General features: G+C 74.0%; 20 protein-coding genes. 10 read left to right on the forward strand and 10 right to left on the reverse strand.

The window, feature by feature from the left end; all coding sequences use genetic code 11:
• Position 1: 1 nt before the first annotated feature.
• A complete protein-coding gene (locus tag ACZ52R_RS12020; RefSeq protein ID WP_465620989.1) occupies positions 2–478 on the reverse strand; it encodes a VOC family protein in 477 nt (158 codons plus the stop codon).
• A 136-nt stretch (positions 479–614) separates the two neighbouring features.
• On the opposite strand from ACZ52R_RS12020, the gene ACZ52R_RS12025 reads away from it, so the two are divergent.
• Positions 615–1805, forward strand: coding sequence for a hypothetical protein (locus ACZ52R_RS12025; RefSeq protein ID WP_465753413.1), 1191 nt, complete (start codon positions 615–617; stop codon positions 1803–1805).
• A gap of 245 nt (positions 1806–2050) precedes the next feature.
• Positions 2051–3541 carry an alkaline phosphatase PhoX gene (locus ACZ52R_RS12030; protein WP_465753414.1) on the forward strand — a complete coding sequence of 497 codons (1491 nt, stop codon included), beginning with the start codon at positions 2051–2053 and terminating at the stop codon, positions 3539–3541.
• 45 nt (positions 3542–3586) lie between these two features.
• Here the strand turns inward: ACZ52R_RS12030 and ACZ52R_RS12035 are convergent, their stop codons facing one another.
• Positions 3587–5188 (reverse strand): PucR family transcriptional regulator, encoded by a 1602-nt coding sequence (locus ACZ52R_RS12035; protein ID WP_465753415.1) that lies wholly within the window; start codon positions 5186–5188, stop codon positions 3587–3589.
• Between the two features lie 145 nt (positions 5189–5333).
• On the opposite strand from ACZ52R_RS12035, the gene ACZ52R_RS12040 reads away from it, so the two are divergent.
• The 4 genes from ACZ52R_RS12040 (at position 5334) to ACZ52R_RS12055 (ending at position 10217) form a co-directional block, all read left to right on the forward strand.
• Positions 5334–5930, forward strand: a complete 597-nt coding sequence (locus ACZ52R_RS12040; protein ID WP_360499475.1) for a PadR family transcriptional regulator — start codon at positions 5334–5336, stop codon at positions 5928–5930.
• Positions 5927–7249 (forward strand): FAD-dependent oxidoreductase, encoded by a 1323-nt coding sequence (locus ACZ52R_RS12045; RefSeq protein ID WP_465753416.1) that lies wholly within the window; start codon positions 5927–5929, stop codon positions 7247–7249. Before ACZ52R_RS12040 ends, ACZ52R_RS12045 begins: the two co-directional genes overlap by 4 nt.
• 242 nt (positions 7250–7491) lie before the next feature.
• A complete protein-coding gene (pruA, locus tag ACZ52R_RS12050; protein WP_465620999.1) occupies positions 7492–9120 on the forward strand; it encodes an L-glutamate gamma-semialdehyde dehydrogenase in 1629 nt (542 codons plus the stop codon).
• Positions 9121–9287: 167 nt separating this feature from the next.
• Positions 9288–10217 (forward strand): proline dehydrogenase family protein, encoded by a 930-nt coding sequence (locus ACZ52R_RS12055; protein ID WP_360499481.1) that lies wholly within the window; start codon positions 9288–9290, stop codon positions 10215–10217.
• Between the two features lie 63 nt (positions 10218–10280).
• Here ACZ52R_RS12055 and ACZ52R_RS12060 read toward each other — a convergent pair whose 3' ends face one another.
• The gene (locus ACZ52R_RS12060) at positions 10281–10874 is read right to left on the reverse strand and encodes a Uma2 family endonuclease (RefSeq protein ID WP_465621000.1); all 594 of its coding nucleotides are present in this window, start codon (positions 10872–10874) and stop codon (positions 10281–10283) included.
• 147 nt (positions 10875–11021) lie between these two features.
• Here ACZ52R_RS12060 and ACZ52R_RS12065 point away from each other — a divergent pair, with 147 nt between their 5' ends.
• Positions 11022–11714, forward strand: coding sequence for an RraA family protein (locus ACZ52R_RS12065; protein ID WP_465753417.1), 693 nt, complete (start codon positions 11022–11024; stop codon positions 11712–11714).
• 18 nt (positions 11715–11732) lie between these two features.
• Here the strand turns inward: ACZ52R_RS12065 and ACZ52R_RS12070 are convergent, their stop codons facing one another.
• The 4 genes from ACZ52R_RS12070 to ACZ52R_RS12085 all read right to left on the reverse strand — a co-directional run bounded on the left by ACZ52R_RS12070 (position 11733) and on the right by ACZ52R_RS12085 (position 16243).
• Entirely contained in the window at positions 11733–12221 is a 489-nt protein-coding gene (locus ACZ52R_RS12070) for a GNAT family N-acetyltransferase (protein WP_465621004.1), read from the reverse strand.
• A gap of 47 nt (positions 12222–12268) precedes the next feature.
• Positions 12269–13234, reverse strand: coding sequence for an SGNH/GDSL hydrolase family protein (locus tag ACZ52R_RS12075; protein ID WP_465753418.1), 966 nt, complete (start codon positions 13232–13234; stop codon positions 12269–12271).
• Between the two features lie 128 nt (positions 13235–13362).
• Positions 13363–14682, reverse strand: a complete 1320-nt coding sequence (locus tag ACZ52R_RS12080) for a TerD family protein (protein ID WP_465753445.1) — start codon at positions 14680–14682, stop codon at positions 13363–13365.
• Between the two features lie 250 nt (positions 14683–14932).
• Positions 14933–16243 (reverse strand): hypothetical protein, encoded by a 1311-nt coding sequence (locus ACZ52R_RS12085; protein WP_465621008.1) that lies wholly within the window; start codon positions 16241–16243, stop codon positions 14933–14935.
• Between the two features lie 324 nt (positions 16244–16567).
• Between ACZ52R_RS12085 and ACZ52R_RS12090 the strand changes: the two genes are divergently transcribed.
• A complete protein-coding gene (locus ACZ52R_RS12090) occupies positions 16568–17068 on the forward strand; it encodes an SsgA family sporulation/cell division regulator (RefSeq protein WP_465621010.1) in 501 nt (166 codons plus the stop codon).
• Between the two features lie 62 nt (positions 17069–17130).
• Here the strand turns inward: ACZ52R_RS12090 and ACZ52R_RS12095 are convergent, their stop codons facing one another.
• From ACZ52R_RS12095 to ACZ52R_RS12105, 3 genes are all read right to left on the reverse strand, one after another.
• Positions 17131–18570, reverse strand: a complete 1440-nt coding sequence (locus tag ACZ52R_RS12095; protein WP_465753419.1) for a GAF domain-containing protein — start codon at positions 18568–18570, stop codon at positions 17131–17133.
• Positions 18571–18733: 163 nt separating this feature from the next.
• The gene (locus tag ACZ52R_RS12100; RefSeq protein WP_465753420.1) at positions 18734–19852 is read right to left on the reverse strand and encodes a M56 family metallopeptidase; all 1119 of its coding nucleotides are present in this window, start codon (positions 19850–19852) and stop codon (positions 18734–18736) included.
• The gene (locus tag ACZ52R_RS12105) at positions 19849–20316 is read right to left on the reverse strand and encodes a BlaI/MecI/CopY family transcriptional regulator (RefSeq protein WP_465621014.1); all 468 of its coding nucleotides are present in this window, start codon (positions 20314–20316) and stop codon (positions 19849–19851) included. The genes ACZ52R_RS12100 and ACZ52R_RS12105 overlap by 4 nt, the downstream gene beginning before the upstream one ends.
• Positions 20317–20624: 308 nt before the next feature.
• Here ACZ52R_RS12105 and ACZ52R_RS12110 point away from each other — a divergent pair, with 308 nt between their 5' ends.
• A complete protein-coding gene (locus tag ACZ52R_RS12110) occupies positions 20625–21293 on the forward strand; it encodes a DedA family protein (RefSeq protein WP_465662622.1) in 669 nt (222 codons plus the stop codon).
• Positions 21293–21961 carry a phosphatase PAP2 family protein gene (locus tag ACZ52R_RS12115; RefSeq protein ID WP_465662624.1) on the forward strand — a complete coding sequence of 223 codons (669 nt, stop codon included), beginning with the start codon at positions 21293–21295 and terminating at the stop codon, positions 21959–21961. The genes ACZ52R_RS12110 and ACZ52R_RS12115 overlap by 1 nt, the downstream gene beginning before the upstream one ends.
• Positions 21962–22043: the final 82 nt, after the last annotated feature.

Raw genomic sequence — 22043 nt, forward strand, 5'->3', positions numbered from 1 at the left:
CTCAGGGCAGGTCCAGCGAGCCGTCCTCGGTGAAGGGGAAGAACGGGTTGTGGGCCAGCTCCCAGAGGTGGCCGTCCGGGTCCTCGAAGTAGCCGGAGTAGCCGCCCCAGCTCGTCGGCACCGGCGGCTTGACCAGCACGGCGCCGGCCTCGACGGCCGTCTTCATCGCGGCGTCCACCAGCGCGGGGGACTCCAGGTTCACCGCGAGGGTGACGCCGCGGAAGGACGGCTCGCCGGTGGCGGGCACGCCCGCGTCGGCGGCCAGCTCGTCGCTCGGGAAGAGGCCGAGCGCCGAGTCGGCGGTGCGGAACCAGACGATCTCCGGGCTGGAGGCGGTGGAGCGCCGCCAGCCGAGGTCCTCGTAGAAGCGGGCGCTGCGGTCGAGGTCGGAGACGCCGAGGGTGACGATGCTGATCCTGGCGGGGACACCGGTCGGTGCCGCGGTGCCGCCTGCGGTGGTGCTGCTCTGTGCTGTCATGCCGCCAGGGTAGGGAGGGCGGCTGACAACCGGGCGTCCTGACACGGCCACCGCCTCCGTCCGGCAGAGGAGCTGATGACCCGGCAGCGGCGGGCACGTAAGGTGGCGTCAGCGGTGCGGGCGCGAGGAGTCGGGGGTGCGGCACAGGATGATGCGGGAGAGCGGCGGCAGGCACCAGGAGTGGAACACCGGGCCTTCGGGCCGCGCCCCGGTCCCGGAGCGGCCGGGCCAGGAGGATCGTTTCGCCGACCAGGTGGAGTTCTCCCGCCGGACCCTCGCCGCGGTCGACTTCCCCGTGTACGGCGTGGCCGCCGGCCCGGCCCGCACCGGTGAGGCGCTGGCCGCCTTCGAAACCTCCGGCGGCGAACTGCGCTGGGTCGAGGTGCAGTGCGGCGACTGGCGCTCGGCGGCGGGCCCGTACGTGACCGTGCGCACCTACCGTCCGGGCGCCGAGCGCGCCGAGCCGCTGCCCGAGCTGGAGGACGTGGTCGAGGACGAACGGGACCGCGTCTACGAGCAGTTGGGTGTCGACGAGGGCGACGGGCCGGGCCGGGTGCGGGCACTGCGCGAGTGGATCACGGTGGACGGCGAGCCGTGCGCCGTGGAGGTGTACGAGGACCGGCGGGTGCTGCGCCCCGGAGCCACGGTGGCCGGCGGGCCCGGGTCGGTGTGGGCCGTGCGGCTGCGGATCGACGGCCTGACCGTGACGGTCTGCGGCCGCGGGGTGAACCCGGGCGGGGTGGAACTCGGCGGGATCGGCGACTTCGATCGGTACCTGCGCGGACGCACCGACCTGCTGCGCGACCTCGCCTCCCGGCAGGCCCGGTACGTCCCGGTCGAGGAACGCGAACTGCCGCCCGTCGTCGGGCTGGAGGCGTACCGGTCGCTGATCGCGCAGAGCGTCGCGGAGACCGCCGCGATCGAGGCGCAGGTCCGGGCCGGGCGCACGCCGCGGTTGCCGCGCGGGCTGCGCGGGGACGCCTGCGCGGTGCGCTGGGAGGCGGCGGTGCGCCAGCAGATGAGGCTGGCCACCGAGACCCGGGAGGAGGCCGCGGCGGCGGTGACCTCGATGGTCAACCACCTCAACCGGCTGTCCCAGCAGACGCACTGGCTGGTCGGCACGGCGGAGGGGGAGGCGGCCGTCGAGGAGGTCGTCCGGTACACGGTGTTCGCGAGCGAGGTGGCGAGCCTGCCGGCCCAGCGGGCCTGGGAGCAGCTGTGGCGGGAACGGCCGGGCGGCGGCGGGGCCGGGGTCTGGGAGCAGCACCGGCTGGCCGAGCAGCTGTGGCTGGCGGCCTGGGAGCAGTGGCGGGCGGCCCGGCGCTGACGGTCCGACGTTGACACTCCGGCGTTGACACTCTGCCGCTGACGGTCCGGCGGTGGCGGCGGTGTGCCGGATTGTGGCAGGGCTGACGACGCCTTAGCAAAGTGGAGGTCATGTGTCGGTCATCAGTCGGCAAATGGACGCCCGGGCGTGAGGTGGGCGTCATGCCGGGTTCACCCGTCCGGCGGAGCCTGCTGGCGTCGGCATCCCGCCCCGACGCCCCGCTCATCCCCTCAGGAGTTGCTGCCATGTCGCTGTCCCGCCGGGACTTCGTCAACCGTTCCACCCTCGTCGGGGCCGGCGTGCTGATCGCCGGCAGCGCCGAGGCCCTGGCCAGCGCCCCCGGTGCGATCGCCGCCCCGGTCGGCGGCGAGGCCCCGGCCGCCGCGGCCGCCGGCACCAACGCGGCCGGCGGCACCGCCGTCGGCTACGGCACGCTGGTGCAGGACCCGGCCGGGCTGCTGTCCCTGCCGAAGGGCTTCTCGTACAAGGTCCTGAACCGGGCCGGCGTCACCAGGCTGCGCACCGGCGAGTTCACGCCGAGCAACCACGACGGCACCTCCGCCTTCGAGGACGAGCGCGGCGGCAACTACATGGTCGTCAACCACGAGCTGTCCGGCGCCCGCGCGAACTGGCCGCACCCGGTGCCGCTGACCGAGGGCCACGTCTACGACCCGGGCGCGGCCGGCGGCTGCACCATCGTGCACGCCAAGCGGGACGGCTCGGTCGAGCAGTGGGTCGGCATCGCCGGCACCTCCACCAACTGCGCCGGCGGCGTGACCCCGTGGGGCACCTGGCTGTCCGGCGAGGAGACCGAGGACAAGGCCGGCAAGAACGGCTTCACCAAGGACCACGGCTACATCTTCGAGGTCGACCCGTTCGACGACGACTACAACCGCGACCCGCAGCCGGTCAAGGCCTTCGGCCGCTACGCGCACGAGGCCGTGGTCGTCGACCCGAAGCGCGGCCAGGTCTACCTCACCGAGGACGCCTCGAACCCCAACGGCCTGCTGTTCCGCTGGACCCCGCCGGCCGGCTTCCAGCACGGCCGCTACCAGCTGCGGGGGCTCGCCGCCGACGCCGGCGTGCTGGAGGCCTTCAAGGTCTTCGACGGGCAGGGCAAGTTCGTCGACGACCTCTCCCGCGCCACCAAGGTCGGCACCACCTACGGCGTGGACTGGGTCAAGGTCCAGGACCGCGACGCCAGGACCGTCTCCGTCCGCAAGCAGTTCAAGGACGGCGAGGTCACCCGCGCCCGCAAGCTGGAGGGCATGTGGTGGGGTGACGGCGGCTTCTACTTCGTCTCCAGCTTCGCCCGCTCGGAGAGCCCGCTGCAGCACGACGGCCAGGTGTGGTTCTACAGCCCGGCCCGCCGCACCATCACCCTGAAGGTCCTGCTGGGCGTCAACACCGACGTCTGGGGCGACCACGACAACTTCGACGGCCCGGACAACATCACCGTCTCGCCGTACGGCGGCATCGTGATCTGCGAGGACGGCGAGGGCATCTCGCACCTGTTCGGCGCCACCGAGGACGGGCTGGTCTACCCGATCGCCCGCAACGAGCTGAACATCGGCACCGCCGAGAAGCCCGAGTTCAGCGAGTTCACCGGGGTGACTTTCTCGGACGACGGCAAGACCCTGTTCGCCAACATCCAGACCCCGGGCATCCAGCTGGCCATCAGCGGCCCGTGGCGCCGGCTGAACGAGCACAAGCGCGGCCAGGGCTACGGCGAGTGACGGTTCACCAGGTGTGACCGGTGGGGCTGTTCGGCTGCCCGTGGACTACTCGTCCGCGGGCAGCCGCAGTTGCAGCATCGCCAGCAGCCGCTGCTGCGGCTGGGCCAGGTCGATGCCGGTCAACTGCTCGGCGCGGCGCACCCGGTAGCGCAGGGTGTTGGGGTGGATGTGCAGGGCGTCCGCGGCCACCCTGACCTCGCCGAGCGCGTCCAGCCAGGCCAGCACCGACTCCGCCAGCCGGGTGCCGTGCCGGCGGTCGTACTCGGTGAGCGCGGTGAGCCGCGGATCGCGCAGGCCGGAGCGCTCCTGCAGCAGCGCGACCATCTCGCTGACCAGCACCTCCGCCTGGACGTCGATCAGCGCCGCGACGTCGAGGTCCACTCCGCCGCGGCCCATCGCGTCCAGGATGCGGTCCGCCTGCGCGCGGGAGTCGGGCACCTGGGCCAGGGCGTCGACGGTCGAGCCGATCGCGGCGCGCAGCGGGACGCCGAGGTGCTCCCGGGCGGCCGTCACCACCTCGGAGGCCCAGTCGCGCACGGTGGTCATCGGCAGGCCCGGCGGCAGCTCGGGCAGCAGCACGTACACCCGGGACTCGATCGGGGCGAGCAGCGCGGTGCGGTGCCGGGCGGCGGTGTGCACCGAGATCAGGCCGGTGACGTCGGAGCGGTGCAGCGCCTCGGTGGTGTGCGCGCTGTATGCCAGCACGGTGGCCGGGCGGCGCAGGTCCAGGCCGAGATGGGTGGCGAGCGACTGGGGGCCGGTGGAGCCCTCCAGTAGTCCGGTGAGCAGCGTCCGGGTGAGCCGGACGTCGGCGGACAGCTCCCGGCGGCGGCGCACCAGCTGGGCGGCCGCGACGCGGGCGGCACCGACCAGCGCCTGCTCGGCCAGCGGCGCCAGCGGCTGCGCGCCCTCCTGTACCCAGATGGTGCCGAGCGGCTGCGCCCCGGCCCGGATGCCGACGGCCAGGCGGCGGCGCAGGCCGAGCTCGGGGTGCGGCTCGACCGCGATCGGGGTGTCCGAGCTGCGCAGGTGCTGGAAGATGCCCCACTCGCGGAGCTTGGACAGGTACGGCTCCGGGCCCTGCCAGCCGAGGATGGAGAGCCGGCGCAGGTCGTCGACCTCGTCGGAGTCGGAGGAGCGGGAGTACGCCAGCACCCGGCTGGAGGTGTCCTCGATCGAGACGATGCCGTTGGTGAGCACGGCGACGGTCTGGGCGAGGGAGAAGAGGTCACCCGCGTTGGAGTCGGGGGCGGCGGGCGCGTCCGGGGCGTCCGGGCCGGCGATGATCGCCCGGGCCAGCGAGTCGAGGTGCTCCCAGCGGGTCTCCCGGCGCACCGAGAGCAGGGCGACGCCCGCCTCGGTGGCGGCCTCGCGCAGCGCGTCGGCCTGGCCGGGGCCGTCCAGCTTGACCGCGACGGCGGCCGCGCCGGCCCGGCCGGCCGCGCGCAGGGCGGGGAGGGCGGCGCGGCCGCGGGCGCCGATCGCGAGGACGAGTTCGCCGGGGGCGGCGGTCGGCGGGTCCTCCGGGTCGAGGATCGCGACGTCGCGGACCGCGACGTCCAGGCCCAGCGGGGCGGCCTGCAGTTCGACCAGCGGTTCGCCGAGGGACATCAGCAGTTGACGGAGCGGGAGGCCGGGGGTGGGCACTCAGGCCTCCTTCATCCGCGCGGACAATACCGTGTGGTTGATTTTAGCCGGACGGACAGAGTTTCGGTTCGTCACCCCTGAATAGTTGATTCTGACTAGTCGATGCCGGATAGTCAGTACTGACCAAGTGATGAGGAATGTTCTCATGGCGAAGCGACGCAAGGTGTCGAACCCGCTGGCCCTCGCGGTCCTGGCCGAACTCGGAGCCGAGCCGATGCACCCGTACGAGATGGGGCGCCGGCTCAAGGAGCACGGCAAGGACCGCAACATCAAGTACAACCGCAGCTCGCTCTACATGGTCGTCGAGCAACTGCGGAAGGCCGGGTTCGTCGCCGAGCAGGAGACCGTCCGCGACACCCAGCGACCGGAGCGCACCGTCTACGCCCTCACACCCGAGGGCCAGGCGGAGCTCCTCGACTGGATGCGCGAATGGATCGCCGAACCGCAGGAGGAGTACCCGGCCTTCGGGGTCGCCCTCTGCCTGCTGGTGGTGCTCCCGACCGAGGAATCGGCCGACCTGCTCGGCCGGCGGCTGGAGGCGTTGGACGCGCGGATCGACGCCTCGCGCGCCCAGCTGCACAAGGCCGCCGGGATGGACGTCCACCCGATGTTCGTCGTCGAGGAGGAGTACGCCCTCGCATTGCTGGAGGCCGAGCGCCGCTACACCGAGAACCTCATCGGACAGATCGGGGAGCCGGAGTTCAACCGGACCCTGCAGGAATTCATGAGGAGCCTGGAATGAGCACCACCAGCACCAACGGCACCAATGGCACGACCCGTAAGGCGCTGGTCATCGGCGGCGGCATCGCCGGACCGGTGATGGCGCTGGCACTGCGCAAGGCCGGCCTCGAACCGGTCGTGTTCGAGGCGTACCGGACCTCCGCCGAGGGCATCGGCGGGACCTTCATGATCGCCCCCAACGGCCTCGGCGCCCTGGCCGTCGTCGGGCTGGAAGCGGAGGTCGGCCGGATCGGGCAACCGGTCGGGCCGATGGTGATCGAGGACGGCAAGGGCGGCGTGCTGGCCGAGTTCACCGGCCTCGCCGACCTGCCGCCCGGCCGGCTGATGCGCCGCGCCGAACTGTACGAGGTACTGCAGCGGCGGTTGCGGGAGACCGGCATCGAGGTGCGGTGGGGCAAGCGGCTGGTCGGTGTCGAGGAGCGCGCCGACGGGATCACCGCCCGGTTCGCCGACGGCAGCAGCGCCACCGGCGACCTGCTGATCGGCACCGACGGCACCGGCTCCACCGTCCGCACCCTGATCGACCCGGCCGCGCCCGCCGCCCAGTACACCGGACTGCTCGGCGTCGGCGGCTACAGCTCCCACCGGCTGCCCGGCCGGGCCGGCCGCGGCGAGTCCGTGCACTTCGCCAACGGCGCCCGCGCCTTCTTCGGCTACTGGGGCCTGGCCGACGGCAGCGGCACCGCCTGGTTCAGCAACATCCCGCAGCCCGAGCCGCTCGCCCCGGAGGAGGCCCGCGCCGTCGGCACGGCGGAGTGGCTGCGCCGCTGCCGCGAGCTGCACTCCGACGACCTGCCCGCCCGCGACGTGCTGCGGACGGCCGACGTCGAGACCATCGAGACCTTCCCGCGGCTGGAGATCATGCCGTCCGTGCCGCGCTGGTACCGCGGCCGGATGGTCCTGGTCGGCGACTCGGTGCACGCCCCGTCCAACAGCTCGGGCCAGGGCGTCTCACTGGCCGTCGAGAGCGCCGTCGAACTCGCCCGCTGCCTGCGCGACCTGCCCGACCACACCGCCGCCTTCGCCGCGTACGAGGCGCTGCGTCGGCCCCGGGTCGAGAAGATCGCCGCCGACGCGGCGCGCACCAACAGCCAGAAGTCCTCCGGGCCGATCGGGCGGATGATGTTCCGGCTGGTCGCGCCGATCGCGATGCGGACCTTCCTGAGCCCGGAGCGGACGCTGCGGCCGGTGCACGGCTACCGGATCGACTGGGACCGGCGGGTTGCCCCGGTCTCGCCGGTCGCCCCGGGCGCGGGCGCGCCGGGCGCGACGGGCGCGGGGACGACGGGCCGTCACGGGCGGGACAAGCGCGCGGCCTGACGGTCGGCGTGCCGGTGGGTCCGGTGGGGCGGACATGACGCCGGGGACGGTGGGGGCCGCTGTGAAGGTCGACCGTGACCGCGGCGTGATCCCCTTCGTCGGGCCGGACAACGCCGTACGGGGGAATTTAGCCGCGCGGCCAATCAAGTGGCCCGGTCGCCAGGAATAGCGTTCGTGCTGTGGCCGGCGTGCGACCCGCGCCGGCAATCCCCCCGCATTGAACGAAGGAGAGCGTGCGCTCTATGGACGCTGTGACCCAGGTCCCCGCGCCGGTGAACGAGCCGGTCCACAGCTACGCCCCCGGGAGCCCGGAACGGGCCCGTCTGGAGGCCAAGCTGAAGGAGCTGGGCGGCCAGGAGCCGGTCCAGCTGACCATGACGATCAACGGTGAGCGCCGGATGGGCGGCGGCACCGAGTTCCACGTCGTCCAGCCGCACAACCACGCGGCTCGGCTCGGCACCCTGCGCAACGCCACCCAGGCCGACGCGCAGGAGGCCATCGACACTGCCCTGGCCGCAGCCCCGGCCTGGCAGGCGCTCTCCTTCGACTCCCGCGCCGCGATCTTCCTCAAGGCCGCCGACCTGCTGGCCGGCCCCTGGCGCGAGACCCTGGCCGCCGCCACCATGCTCGGCCAGTCCAAGACCGCCCAGCAGGCCGAGATCGACACCCCCTGCGAGCTGGTCGACTTCCTGCGCTTCAACGTGCACTTCGCCCGCCAGATCATGGCCGAGCAGCCGATCTCCTCGGACGGCGTGTGGAACCGCAGCGACCACCGCCCGCTGGAAGGCTTCGTCTACGCCATCACCCCGTTCAACTTCACCGCGATCGCCGGCAACCTGCCGACCGCGCCCGCGCTGATGGGCAACGTGGTGCTCTGGAAGCCGTCCCCGACCCAGCAGTTCTCCGCGCACCTGCTGATGCAGCTGCTCGAGGAGGCCGGCCTCCCCAAGGGCGTCATCAACATGGTGACCGGCGACGGCCTGGCCGTCTCCGAGGTCGCGCTGAAGCACCCGGCGCTGGCCGGCATCCACTTCACCGGCTCCACCGCCACCTTCCAGCACCTGTGGCGCGAGGTCGGCACCAACATCGCCGGCTACCGCACCTACCCGCGGATCGTCGGCGAGACCGGTGGCAAGGACTTCCTGGTCGCCCACCCGTCCGCCGACCCGAAGGTCCTGAAGACCGCGATGACCCGCGGCGCCTTCGAGTTCCAGGGCCAGAAGTGCTCGGCGCTCTCCCGCGCCTACGTCCCCGCCTCGCTGTGGGCCGGTCTCAAGGACGAGTTCGCGGCCGAGGTCGACGGCCTCACCATGGGCGACGTCACCGACCTGTCCAACTTCATGTCGGCCGTCATCGACGAGCGCGCCTTCGCCAAGAACAAGGCCGCCATCGACCGCGCCCAGGCCGACCCCTCCGTGGAGGTCCTGGCCGGCGGCACCTACGACGACTCGGTCGGCTACTTCGTCCGCCCGACCGTGCTCGTGTGCCAGGACCCGGCCTCGGAGTACTTCCGCGACGAGTACTTCGGCCCGATCCTCGCCGTGTACGTCTACGAGGACGAGAAGTACGACGAGATGCTGGCGCAGATGGAGTCGGCGTCGGCCTACGGCCTGACCGGCGCGATCATCGCCCAGGACCGCGCCGCCGCCCAGGACGCCATGCACAAGCTGCGCTTCGCGGCCGGCAACTTCTACATCAACGACAAGCCCACCGGCGCCGTCGTCGGCCAGCAGCCCTTCGGCGGCGGCCGGGCCTCCGGCACCAACGACAAGGCCGGTGCCAAGCAGAACCTCACGCGGTGGACCTCGACCCGCTCGGTCAAGGAGACCTTCGTCCCGCCGACGGACTACCGCTACCCGCACATGGGCTGACCAGCCCTGACGTGCTGACCACACGGCTCGTCCAGTAGCCATCGGTCACCCGCGACGCCCGGCCCCGCAGCCGGGCGTCGCCCGCCGGGGCGGCGTGCTCCACCCCCGTGCCCGCCGCCCCGGCCCCCCTTCTGCCACCCTTGGAAACACCAGCTCCAGGAGTCACGATGCTCCGTTCCGCCCTTCTCGCGGCCTCCCGGTCCCCGCAGGTCCGCACCGTGGTCGAGAAGTTCCCCCCGACCCACGCGATAGTCGAGCGCTTCGTCGCGGGCGAAGCCCTCGACGACGCGGTCACCGCCTGCGACGACCTGGTCGCCACCGGCCGGAAGGTCACCCTGGACCACCTCGGTGAGGACACCCAGGACGCCTCCCAGGCCGCCGGTACCGCCGAGGCCTACGAGCACCTGCTCAAGGCCCTCAAGGAGACCGGCCTGGCGGCCGGCGCCGAGGTGTCGGTCAAGCTGTCGGCCGTCGGCCAGTTCCTCCCGGTGGACGGCGAGAAGATCGCGCTGGAGAACGCCCGCCGCATCTGCGAGGCCGCCGCCGACGCGGGCACCACGGTGACCCTCGACATGGAGGACCACACCACCACCGACTCCACCCTCGCCATCGCGCGCGAGCTGCGGGCGGACTTCCCCTGGCTGGGCGTCGTGCTCCAGGCCTACCTGCGCCGCACCGAGGCCGACTGCCGCGAGTTCTCCGGCGCCGGCTCCCGCGTGCGCCTGTGCAAGGGCGCCTACAAGGAGCCCGAGTCGGTCGCCTTCCAGGGCAAGCACGAGGTCGACCTCGCGTACGTCCGCGCGCTGAAGGTCCTGATGGCGGGCGAGGGTTACCCGATGATCGCCTCGCACGACCCCAACATGATCAAGATCGCCGGCCAGCTGGCCCAGTGGAACGGCCGCAAGCGGGACTCCTTCGAGTACCAGATGCTGTACGGCATCCGCCCCGAGGAGCAGCTGCGCCTCGCCGGCGAGGGCAACACGATGCGCGTGTACCTCCCGTACGGCCAGGAGTGGTACGGCTACTTCATGCGCCGCCTCGCCGAGCGCCCGGCCAACCTGACCTTCTTCCTGCGGGCCATGGCCACCCGCAGCTGACGCTGCCGGCCCGGTGGAACGGCTCGTACCCCCTGTGTGGGAGGGGGTGCGAGCCGTTTCGCGTTAGAGGAAGTCCTTGGTGTCCAGCTCGAACTCGAAGGGAGCCGGGAGCAGCAGCGGTTCACCGAACGCGGACAGGTGGACCTCGGTGTACTCCTCGCGGTGCGGCTCGCCGAACAGGCTGATCTGGGACCTCTCGCGGTCGACGAGGAGGTAGAGCGGGATTCCGGCCCGGGCGTAGCCGTGCCGCTTGGTGATGCGGTCCTGGTCGGGCTTGCTCGACGTGACCTCGGCGACCATGGCCACACCGTCCGGTTCCATCCACGGCGGGGCGCCGCGGAAGAGGCGGAGTTCCCGTGGAGCGAACGTTGCGTCCGGGACGACGTGGTTCTTCGGGCAGGGTCCGCCGCTGATCAGACGGAGGCCCTTGCCGCCGGACACCTGCATGCGGACCCTGGACCGCGCTTTCACCTGGTCGATCAGCAGATCGATGTGGTCCTCGTGATCGCCGTCCGACGGTGGTGCCACGATGATCTCTCCCTCGATGAGCTCGGCTCGGAAGCCTTCGGGGGAGTGCAGGCTCAGGAAGCCCTCCAGCAGGATGTCTGCCTGCGATGGGGAGTCCGTGATCGGTTGCTCATGCGCCACAGCACTCATGGTGCCCCTCCTTCAGATGGGCGTCACGCTATGCACGGTCGGGGCGGGAAGCGCAGTCCACGGTGAGCTTTCACCCGATGGTGTGAGTTTGGGGCGGGCGTAGGATCCCGGTGCTGTGAACTGGGGTCTTGGCGGAAGGAGTTGGGGATGCTGAAGGAGTTCGCGGGGCTGTCGACGCCGGTGGTGGCGGATGCGTGTGTGCGGCTCGGGGTGGGGGTGCGGGCGGCGCCGGTGGGAGTCGGTCCGGTGGGGGCCGGGGCGCGGGTGGCGGGGCGGGTGCTGCCGGTGCGGCACTACGGGAGTGTGGACGTGTTCCTGGAGGCGTACGGGGCCGCCCGGGACGGGGACGTGCTGGTGATCGACAACGGCGGGCGGACGGACGAGGCCTGCGTCGGGGACCTCGCGGTGCTGGAGGCGCGGGCCGCCGGGGTGGCCGGGATCGTGGTGTGGGGGCTGCACCGGGACACCCCCGAGCTGCTGGAGATCGGGCTGCCGGTGTTCAGCTACGGCGCGCTGCCGCTCGGGCCGATGCGGCTGGACGACCGGGAGCCGGAGGCGCTGCGGACGGCGCGGGTCGGGCCGCACACGGTCACGGCCGGGGACGTGGTGTTCGCCGACCCGGACGGGGTGCTGTTCGTCCCGGCCGACCGGGTCGGGGAGGTGCTGGAGGCGGCCGGCGCGATCGCCCGGACCGAGCGCGCGCAGGCCGGGCGGATCGCCGACGGTGACACGCTGCGCGCGCAGACCGCCTTCGACGCGTACCTGGAGCGCCGCGCCGCCGACCCGTCGTACAGCTTCCGGCAGCATCTGCGGCGGGTCGGCGGGGCGATCGAGGAGTAGCGCGGGGAGTGAAGTCCCTTACAGAGGGCGGTACATGACGTGCAGGCCGACGTAGCCGTCGACCGGGTGGTGGAAGGCCTCGGGGACGGTGCCGACGATCTCGAAGCCGAGCGACTCGTAGAGCTTCACGGCGTGGTGGTTGTTGGCGACCACCGCGTTGAACTGCATGGCGCGGAAGCCCGCCCGGCGGGCCCAGTCGAGGGTGTACTCGACCAGGGCCCGCCCGATGCCCTTGCCGTGGTGGGCCGGGTCGACCATGTAGCTGGCGCTGGCGACGTGCGAGCCGTTGCCGGGCCGGTTGCGGTTCATGTTGGCGGTGCCGACGATCCGCCCGTCCTCGTCCACCGCGACCACCGTGCGGTTGGGGGCGGCGAGCAGCCACCACTCCTGGCCGAGCTCGGAGGGCATGTCGAGGGGGTAGGGGAAGGTCTCGCCGGCGGTGACGATCGCCTGGAAGAAGGGCCAGATGGCCGGCCAGTCCTCGGGGGTGGCTTCGCGGATGATCATCCGCTCAGCATGATCGTCGGCGGGCCGGCGGGCCACCGGTTTTCCGTTCAGCCGCCGAGGACGGCGTCCTCGACGACGGCGGCGGCGTTGGCCTGGCCCCGGGCGTTCGGGTGCACCACCGCGTACTTCAGCGGGATCACGCTGGTCAGCACGCCGTCCAGCCAGTGGTCGGGGTCGCAGACGCTGTGGCCGGCGGTGGAGGGGTAGAGGTCGACGAAGGTGTCGCCGTGGGCGGCGGTGTTCTGCGCGATGACCGCGTTGAGCGGCTCCAGGATCGCGGTCCGGGCCCAGGCGAGGTCGCCGGTGGTGAAGGTGGCGAACTGCAGCAGGTCGCCGTACGTGCAGAGGTTGACGTTCTCCGGGATGAGGTGCGGGTAGCCGACGGTGAGGACCTTGGCGAACGGGGCCCTGACGTGCAGCGCGGTGAGCATGGTGTCGTAGCCGCTGCGCAGCGCGGCCAGGCGGTCGGGCAGGCCGGCGTCGTATTTGTCCTTGCAGGGGGTGCCCTGGCCGAGGTGGGTGGCGCCGAGTTCGATGCAGTTCTTGAGGATCTCGGCGAAGCCGAGGTCGTTGCCGCCGATGCCGACGGTGACCAGGTCGGTGGCCGGGCCCACGGCGTCGACCTGCGGCGGGACGGGCGGGTAGGGGGCGCCGGGGTCGGTGCCGAGCGGCGGGAGGGGGCGGCCGAGCGGGGAGAGCTTGGTCGCGTGGATGTTCTCGGTGGTGGCGCCGCTGCAGCTGACGTTGCGCTGGTCGACCAGGAAGCCGAGGTCGCGGCGGATGATCTCGGGGTAGGACCCGACGGTCCGGGCGCAGCCGTCGCGGGGGTCGGTCAGGTCGCCGGTGGCCTCGATGACGCCCGCGGTGTAGGAGTCGCCCATGGCCACCCAGGTCAGCGCCCGGGCGCGGGCGGACGGCTCGGCGGCGGCCTGCACGGTGGTGGGGGTGGTCAGTCCGGCGGCGAGGGCGGCGGCGGTGCCGGCGACGGCGAGGCGGGACAGGAAGCGTGGCACGGTCTCTCCTCAGCGAGTGCGGGGGAGAGTGCGATTCACCCCCCTGAGAGTCAATCGAGTCGGTGTGTGTGCGACTTGATGCCTCAGGAGGGTGAATTCGTGGGCGTTGGCGTGATGAGGGCGGTGGGCTAGAGCAGCGCGGCGGCGGGCTCGATCATCGCCCGGGCGGTCTTGCCGTCCACGTACTCGCCGAGCGCGGTCATCTCCCACTCGCCGCCCGGTCGGCGGACCAGCTTGCACATCACCACGCCGGTGCGCGACTCGGAGTGGGTCAGGTCGAAGCGGACCAGCTCCTCGTTGGTGCCGGCGTCCAGCAGGCGGCAGTAGGCGTTCTTCACGTCGGTGAACTTCTGGCCGGAGAAGGAGTTGACGACGAAGACCAGTCCGTGGACCTCGGCCGGCAGGCCCTCCAGGTGGACGGTGATCAGCTCGTCGTCACCGTCGCCGCCGCCGGTGAGGCTGTCGCCGGAGTGGGCGATGGCGCCGTTGAAGATGTTCAGCTTCATGAACCAGGCCGTCTCCAGCCGCTTGTGGCGGGCGTCGAAGGCGAGGCAGGAGGCGTCCAGGTCGATGCTGCGGCCACGGGCGGCGGGCTCCCAGCCGAGGGCCATCCGGACGGAGGAGAGGAAGGGGCGGCCGTTCTTGACCAGGGAGACGGAGCTGCCCTTGACCAGGCTGACCCGGCCCTTGTCCAGGGTGATCTTCGCGGGCGCGCCCGGGGTCGCGGGAACGGAGGGCGGCGCGGGCGGGGCCGGCGGCAGCGGGTGGGAGCCGGTGGCGAGGGCGATCCGGGGGTCGACCGCGGCGGCGGGCGGGGTCGCGGGGGCCGGGGGAGCCGCCGGGGGAGCGGGCGGGGCGGGCGGTGCGTCGGGCGGGGTGGGGAGCTGGAGGGTCGGGTCGGCCGGCGCGGCCGGGGCCTGCGGGGTGCTCGGGGCGGGGGCGGCCGGGGCCGGGGTGTCGTCGACGCTGACGCCGAAGTCGGTGGCGATGCCCGCGAGGCCGTTGGCGTAGCCCTGGCCGACCGCGCGCACCTTCCAGGCGCCGTTGCGCAGGTAGACCTCGACCACGACCAGCGCGGTCTCCAGGCCCAGCCGGGGCGGGGTGAAGGTGACCAGGACCTCGCCGGTGTCGGCGTCGCGGACGGTGGCGGTGGGCTCGGTCCCGGCGAAGGTGGAGACCTGGTCGGCGGGGCTGGCGGTGACCGCGATCTTGGTGATGTCCGCCGGGACGGCCCGGGTGTCGACGGTGATCGCGTCGGGAGTACCGGCGGCGGCCGGGCGGTGGCTCACCCCCGGGCCGTTCGGGGCGTTGAAGAAGACGAAGTCGTCGTCCGAGCGCACCTTTCCGGCGTCGGTCAGCAGCAGGCCGGAGACGTCCAGCGCCTTGGGCGCGGTGACCTCGACGGTCACTCGCGCGGCGGTCAGCGGTGCGTTGCCGCCTTGGGTCAGGACGGTGGGCACGGACTCCTCCTCGGGTGCGGAACGACGGCCCCGGTCGGGGGCCTTTGGGGGCGCCCGGCCGGGTGCTGCCCACAGTAACGAACGAGGGTGCGGGGATGCGCCCGTCCGAGCAGCTCAGCTGTCGGATCGTCGGACTGTCGGAATGTTGTGACGATGGGCCGTCGGAGGAGCGTGGCCGTTGGAGAAGCGTGGCCACCGGACGGCCTGCACCGCCGGACGGCCTGGACCGCCCGGGCCGTCAGCGGGGCGCGGGGGCCGCCGGGACACCGGGGGCCTGGGGCGCGAAGGGCGGCGGCGCGGCCGGCAGTGACGGGGTCGGCGGTGCCGGGGTGGGCAGTGGCGGGATGGGGTCGAAGCCGCCGAGCGCGGCGACCGCGCGGGGGTGGTCGAGGGCGAAGGCGGAGGCGCTCCAGCTCTCCGCCGGGGCCGACTTGCGGACCGCGGACGGGTCGGCGGCGGCCGGACGGGCGCCGCGCGCGCCGAAGGTGTAGTGGCCGGGCCGGACGTCGGTGCCGGGCGGTGTGGTGAAGCGGTAGACCAGGGTGCCGCGCTCCTGCTGGACGGTGACCACGGCGCCGGGCAGGTCGGTCCAGGCGGTGCCGGTGCCGGCGGCGGACTCGCCCGGGGCGAGCCGGAATTCGGCCTGCAGGGCGGTGACCGGCTCGGTCACGGTGAGGCCGAGCTCGTGCCGCAGGCCGTCGCGGCCGAGCGGGGCGACCAGGGAGGTGCCGGACAGGGCGTGGTCGGTGCTCGGGTCCGGCGTACCGGGGCCGGGCGCGGTGGGGCCGGGCGCGGTGGGAGCGGGTGCGGTGGGGCCGGGTGTGTCCGTCGGTGTGCCGCCGTCGCCGCCCGGGTCCGTCGGGGCCTGGCCGTCCGGGGACCCGCCGGTGCCGGGGGCGGTCTCGGTGGGCGGCGGCACGGGGCGGGTGGGCGCGGTGGGCCTGATGCCGGGCAGTTTCGGTGGCACGCCGTCGGTGGGCTGGCCGTCGGGCTGTCCGGCGGGCGGGGTCGGGGCGGCGGGCGAGGGCCCGGCCGGAGCCGGTACGCCCGGCTGGGTGCCCGCGAGCTGGGTGCCGGGGGGCTGCGAATCCTGCCCGGTGGCGGTCTGACCCCCGGTCGGGGCCGAGGAGCCCGGGTGCGCCGAGCGGTCGCCGGGCGGGGTGGCCAGGACCGGTGCCGCTCCCGAGGGGTGGGCCGCGGGGCGCGTGGACGGGTGTGCCGGTTGCCGGGTGGCGGACGGTCCGCCGGCCGGGGTGGCGGTCGGGGTCTGCGCGGAGGCCGCCTCGGCCTGGTCGGTGGCGCCCGGGGTGGGCGGCGGGGTGGAGCCGACCCGGGCCACGCCGGCCCGACGGCCGATCCCCTGCTGCTCGTTGAGCAGGAGGGTGGTGGCGATGCTGATGCCGACGACGGTGGACATCGCCATCGCAGCGCCGGAGAAGCGCAGGGTGGGCAGTCGGAGTCGGCCGCCGAAGGGGCGCGGTCGGCCGTGCCGGCCGTGCCGCTCGGGCTCGTGCCGCACGTCCCGCGCGGTGTCCTCGCGCACAGCCACCGGACCCCCTCCCTCCCCGAAGTCGCGTCGCCGTATTCTCCCACGCGCTGCCGCCGGGCCTGGTTCCGGCCGTCGCGGGCCGGTCCGCCGCGGGCCCGCGCCGGGGAGGGGGAGAGCGTACCAGCGGGCGGTCATACCGTGGACGGGTTCCATCCATTTCGTGGACACCCGTTCGATGTCCGGAAGTTGACGCTCCGTCCGACAGGGAAGTAGGGGGCGGTTGGCCTGGATGGTGGCGGTTGTTGCAACCCCCTTGCAACCCTTGCCGCCCGGCACGGGGTGGCGCAGGCTGGGTCCATCCCACGCCGCCCCGGAGAGACCGTCATGCCGCCCGACCCGCTGTCCGCAGCCTCCAGTGCACCCATCGCCGCCACCCCCACGGGCGGCGATGGGGACGGCTCCACCGCCGCTCCGGCGGCGGTGGAGGAGGTGCTGACGCTCCGGATCTCGCTGGGCGAGGAGGTGGTCGGCGAGGTGCGCACCCGGTTCCGGTTCGACGCCGCCCGCCCGTACGAGGTGCTGTTGACGTTCCACCTGGGGCGGCCGGACGAGGCCGACTGGGTGTTCTCGCGCGAGCTGCTGCGCGACGGCCTGGGCATGTTGAGCGGCCAGGGTGACGTCAAGCTGTGGCCGGCGTACTGCCCGTGCCACGGCTCGACGCTGCACCTGGCGCTCGAATCCCCGCACGGCAGCGCCCTGCTGGAGGCTCCCAAGCCCCGGGTGCAGGCCTGGCTGGACCGGACGTACGCGCTGGTCTCCGAGGCGCGGGAGTGCGACTGCGGCCCCACCGACGACGACCTGGCCGCGCTGCTCGCGGGCGGCTGACGGGCGGCGGGCAAGCGGCTGAGGGTCGGCGGTCGGTGAGCGGTTGGCGGTCGGCCGCGGCCTCAGCGGCCGAGCGGCTGGTCGCCGGGTGCGCGCGGCGGCGGGACGGGTACCGCTCCGGGCAGCCGCACCGCCCCCGTCGCCAGCGCGGCCCGCAGTCTCCGGACGGCCGGGGCCGTGGAGGCGGGCAGCAGGTCGTACGGGTCGTCCGGCCCCTCCACGGTGACCAGCACCGACTCGGCGATCCGGTACGGCCGGTGGGCCAGCAGCCCGCCCAGGTAGCGGCGCAGCCGGGAAAGCTCCGCGCGGACCGTCACCGTCCGGCCCGCGTCGCCGAACAGCGCCTCGGCGAGCTGGGCGGCGGTGCTGCCCTGGCGTCCGGTGGCGAGCAGGAGCAGCAGTTCGGCGTGGCGCGGGCTGAGCGGGTGGGACCAGCTGCCGACCGCGCCCCGGACGGACAGTTCGGGCCGGTCCGCCCGGCGCAGGTCGAGTCGGAGCCGGGCCCCCTCGGCCTGTTCGGCGCTCACCGTGCCGGAGCCGTCCTCCTCGGGCGGCCGGATCGGGCGCACCAGCCAGCCGTCGGCGAGCGGTTCCAGTACGCACTCGCCGAGGCCGGGCACCCAGTGCACGGCGGCCGGGGCCCAGCCCTCGCTGGGCACCCGCAGCCGGTTGGGCGGCGGCAGCCCGGCCGCGGCGGCGGTCCAGCCGGCCGCGTCCACCACCAGGGCCGGGCCGCCGACCCGGGCGAGCAGCGGGGCGGCCAGGGTGCGCAGCTGGTGCAGGGCCTCCAGCCGGTGGGCGCGCAGCTCGGTCTCGGCGAGCCGGGCGGCGGTGGCGGTGAGCTGGAGCAGGTACGGGCGGATGCTGTGCGCGGGGCCGCTCAGGTTGATGGCGCCGACCAGCTGCCCGGTGCCGGGGTCGTGCACGGGCGCGGCCACGCAGGTCCAGGAGTGGTGGCTGCGCAGGTAGTGCTCGGCGGAGTGGACGTGCATCGGGCGGCGGGCGCGCAGGGCGACGGCGATGCCGTTGGTGCCGACGCTCTCCTCGATCCAGCGGGCGCCGGTGATGAAGCCGATCCGGTCGGCGCTGCGGCGCAGGCCGCGCTCGCCCTCCTGCCAGAGCACGTGGCCCTCGGCGTCGGCGATGGCGAGGATCAGCGGGAGTGCGTCGGTCGGTTCCAGCAGGGTCTGCCGCAGGACTGGCATGACTGCGTCAAGCCCACTGGCGCGGCGGCGCTGTTCGATTTCGGCCGGGCCGAGCAGGGCGGCGGCGGCACCGGTGTCGGGGTCGAGGCCGAGCCGGCGCAGCCGGGCCCAGGAGTCGCCGATCTCGGGGCGGGGTTCGAGCAGGCCGGGGACGCCGCCCTCCTCGGGGGAGGCGGGACCGGTCAGCTCCCGGGCGGCGGCGTCGGCGAGGGTGCGCTCGTGGACCTTGGCCAGCTCCGTCGCGGTCGGCGGGGTGCGGCGCTCTGGTCGTCGGGACTGCCGTCCGGTCTGCCGCACTCGGTCCGCTCCTCGCCGCCGTTCGAGGTCGCGCCGGGGCCGACGCGCTGACGAAAGCGTACGGGTGAGCTGGGCCCGTGGGGATGGGGTCTGCCAACTCGGCATACCGGACGGTACGCGGGAGCGGCCCCGGGCCCGGGCGACCCCCGGGCCCGGGTGGGTCTCAGCGCTGCGCGCCCACGCCCTGCTGGGCCGCCTCGACGGTGTGGTGCAGGTCGGCGGTGGCCTCCAGCGTGGCGCCGGTGCTCAGCGCCAGGCAGGCGGCCAGGGCCAGCGCGACCGCCCGCAGCCGGGTGCCGGGGGTGGCCGCCGGGCGGGGCTGGAGCAGGGCGGCGACCCGGCGCGGGACCGGCCCGGAGTGCGCGGCGGGGGCCAGCCTGGGCCGGTCCGGCCAGGGGGAGCGGCTCGCGGCGAGGGCGGCCCGGCCGACCGCGCGGGCGGTCACGGTGCGGTCGCCGACCCGGGCCGCCGCCACCTCGTCGGCCCAGCGCTCCAGGTGGTACCCGAGCGGCGCGCGCAGCGGGCGGAGCGCCGGGTGGACGTCGGCGGCGTGCTCGGCGAGGGCGAGGAAGACGTGGTGGCGGGCGGCCAGGTGGGCGCGCTCGTGGGCGAGCAGGGCGGAGCGCTCGGGGCCGCTGAGGGCCCGCAGCATCCCCGACGTGACCACGATCCGGCCGGGCTCGCCCGGTCGGCCGGGGCGGCGCAGACGGCCGGGCAGGGCGAAGGCGTCGGCGCGCTCGTCGTCCAGGACGGCGAGCGGGGGCTCGGCGGGCCGCAGAAGCGCCGTGAGCACCGATCCGGCGGGCCGCAGGAGGGCGGAGAACGCGGGCTCGGCGGGCCTCGGCGGGGCGGTGCGGCGATCCGGGGTGCGAGCCCGGCGCACGGTGGCGCGCGGGAGGCGCGTATCCGGATGCCGGTCATCGGCCGGGAGGGAGGCCCGGGCCGTGCGCAGCTCCAGCCGTCGGCGGCGGGCCGTGCGCACCGCCAGCGCGGCGAGCGCGACGAGCGCCAGGGCCGCCGCCGCGGCGGCGAGCGGGGCGGCCGGCGCGGCCGCGGTGAGCCACGGCAGCGAGAGGTGGCCGAGGGCGGCGACCGGCGGCAGCTGGAGCAGCCCGGCAGCGGCGAGCAGGCCGAGCGAGCAGAGGGTGCCGCCGGCCAGGACGGCGGCGCTGCCGGCCAGCATCCAGGCGGCGGCTCGCGGCGACAGCAGTTCGGCGAGGCGGCGGGCCAGCGGGGCGGCCAGGAACGGCAGCAGCAGCGGGGCCCAGACGGCGATCATCATCGGCCGGCCGCTCCCCTGCTGCCCGGCCACGGGTGGTCGTCGCCGACGGTTCTGGTGAGGGCTCCGGCGTCGGCGGCTCCGGTGCCGGGGCCGGCGGGGCCGTCACCGAGCAGGTCGCGCAGCAGCTGCTCGTCCTCGGCGGAGAGGTCGGAGATGAAGCGGGCCAGCACGGTGGAGCGGTCGGCCTCGCGGCCCAGCTCGGTGTGCATCCGGCGGGCCGCCAGTCCGGCGGTGTCCTGGACGGTCGGGGTGTAGGCGTAGGCGCGGCCGGCCCGGGTGCGCTCGACCGTCCCCTTGTCGTGCAGCCGGGCCAGGATCGTCGCGATCGTGGTGCGGGCGAGGTCCCCGCCGAGCGCCGCCTGGACGTCCTGCGGCGTCATCGGCTGCCGGGCCGACCAGAGGGCGGCCAGCACCTCGGCCTCCAGCTCCCCGGCGGGCCGGCGGGCGGACGGTACGTCGGACATGGCGGCGATTCCTCCAAGTTTCGTCTACAGTCATGTAGACCGTCTACGTGACTGTAGACGGTCGGGCGGGTCCGGCTGAAGAGCCCGGCAGTGAAGTCCGGCTGTGAACCTCCCCGGTCCGGGCGGTCCCTGTGAGCCTCCCGGTCCGGGCGGTCCCTGTGAGCCTCCCGGTCCGGGCGGGTCCCTGTGAACCGCTGTCCCGGCGGGTTCGCCGTGAACAGCCGGCCTGAGCGGATCCGCTGTGAACCGGTCGGTTCCGGCGGAATGCGCCGTGAACCGCCCTCCAACGTACGGGAGGTCCGCCAGCCTTGCTCCAGTTCCCCGGCGATCCGGCCGTTCACCTCGCGGTGAACCCGCTGGACGCGTCCTCACTGCTCGCCGCCTTCGGCGCGCTCGGCATCGCCGTGGTGCTGTTCGCCGAGACCGGCCTGCTGATCGGCTTCTTCCTGCCCGGCGACTCGCTGCTGTTCACCGCCGGACTGCTCTGCGTGCCCGGCGTGACCAAGGGGCCCCAGCTGGAACTGTGGCAGGTGCTGCCCGCCGCCCTGGTCGGAGCACTGGGCGGGGCCCAGGTCGGCTACCTGATCGGCCGGCGCGGCGGCCGGTCGCTGCTGCGCCGCACCAGGCGGAAGAGCCTGCTGAAGGGCGCCGCGCGGGCCGAGGAACTGCTGGCGAAGTACGGCCACGGCAAGGCGATCATGCTCGCCCGGTTCATCCCGGTGGTCCGAACGGTGTTGAATCCGCTGTGCGGCGTGCTCGAAGTGCCAGTCCGCTCGTTCACCCTCTGGCAGGTCGTCGGCGGTGCGGTCTGGACGGTCGGCGTGGTGCTCGCCGGGTACGCGCTCGGATCGTCGGTACCCGGGATCGACCAGTATCTGCTGCCCATCATCGGTCTGGTAGTAGTTGTCTCCGTGTTCCCCATTGTTCTCGAACTGTTCCGCGCCCGTAAGGCGCCACGTCACGGAGGTGACGCGTGATGTCCTCACGGGCCCTCGCCGTCTATGACGGCAGCGGCATCGACGGCAGCCTCTACACCCGCGTCAACGGGTGGGCGCAGTCGGCCCCGCACTGGCTGGACGAGCTGATCAAGGTCTGGTCGGCGATCGGTCTCGGCCTGTTCGCGATCTTCATGCTCTGGGCGTGGTGGCGGGCGCGCGGCGCGGACTCCGCGGTGATGGCCAAGGTGCTGGCCTCGCCGGTGATCGTGGTCATCGCCTACGTCGTCAACTCGGGGCTCAAGGGCATCGTCGAGGAGGTCCGGCCCTGCGCGCAGATCCCCGGCAGCGTCTCGCTGGAGACCTGCCCGGGCACCGGGGACTGGTCCTTCCCGAGCAACCACTCGGTGATCGCCGTCGCCGCCGCGGCCTCGCTCTGGTTCGTCAACCGGCGGCTCGGCTGGGTGGCCGGCCTGTTCGCGGTGCTGATGGCCGCCTCCCGGGTCTGGGTCGGCGTGCACTACCCGCACGACGTGGCGGTGGGCGCGCTGGTCGGCCTGCTGGTCGCGGTGGTGCTGGCACCGGTCGCCGGGCGCTGCGGGCCACTGGTGGACCGGATGCGGACCGGCGCGCTGCGGCCGCTGCTCGGCCCGGGGGTGCCGCCGCTGGTGAGCCACGGGCACTCGGCGTACGGGGCGCAGCGGCACTGAGACCGTCGGGTGCGGCGGCGCTGATCGCGCTCGTTCCACCCGTTCCGCGACCCTTGTTCCGCCGGGGTGGCGGGTAGAGCAT

It is taken from the genome of Kitasatospora sp. NPDC034023, from assembly GCF_055575795.1.

Bases quoted from the DNA above. Each gene is read 5' to 3' on its own strand.
- ACZ52R_RS12090 (WP_465621010.1), top strand. From the start codon at position 16,568: ATGCCGCCCGACCCGCTGTCCGCAGCCTCCAGTGCACCCATCGCCGCC.
- ACZ52R_RS12105 (WP_465621014.1), bottom strand. From the start codon at position 20,316: ATGTCCGACGTACCGTCCGCCCGCCGGCCCGCCGGGGAGCTGGAGGCC.
- ACZ52R_RS12045 (WP_465753416.1), top strand. From the start codon at position 5,927: ATGAGCACCACCAGCACCAACGGCACCAATGGCACGACCCGTAAGGCG.
- ACZ52R_RS12055 (WP_360499481.1), top strand. From the start codon at position 9,288: ATGCTCCGTTCCGCCCTTCTCGCGGCCTCCCGGTCCCCGCAGGTCCGC.
- ACZ52R_RS12020 (WP_465620989.1), bottom strand. From the start codon at position 478: ATGACAGCACAGAGCAGCACCACCGCAGGCGGCACCGCGGCACCGACC.
- ACZ52R_RS12065 (WP_465753417.1), top strand. From the start codon at position 11,022: ATGCTGAAGGAGTTCGCGGGGCTGTCGACGCCGGTGGTGGCGGATGCG.
- ACZ52R_RS12070 (WP_465621004.1), bottom strand. From the start codon at position 12,221: ATGATCATCCGCGAAGCCACCCCCGAGGACTGGCCGGCCATCTGGCCC.
- ACZ52R_RS12060 (WP_465621000.1), bottom strand. From the start codon at position 10,874: ATGAGTGCTGTGGCGCATGAGCAACCGATCACGGACTCCCCATCGCAG.
- ACZ52R_RS12030 (WP_465753414.1), top strand. From the start codon at position 2,051: ATGTCGCTGTCCCGCCGGGACTTCGTCAACCGTTCCACCCTCGTCGGG.
- ACZ52R_RS12115 (WP_465662624.1), top strand. From the start codon at position 21,293: ATGTCCTCACGGGCCCTCGCCGTCTATGACGGCAGCGGCATCGACGGC.
- ACZ52R_RS12040 (WP_360499475.1), top strand. From the start codon at position 5,334: ATGGCGAAGCGACGCAAGGTGTCGAACCCGCTGGCCCTCGCGGTCCTG.
- pruA (WP_465620999.1), top strand. From the start codon at position 7,492: ATGGACGCTGTGACCCAGGTCCCCGCGCCGGTGAACGAGCCGGTCCAC.
- ACZ52R_RS12100 (WP_465753420.1), bottom strand. From the start codon at position 19,852: ATGATGATCGCCGTCTGGGCCCCGCTGCTGCTGCCGTTCCTGGCCGCC.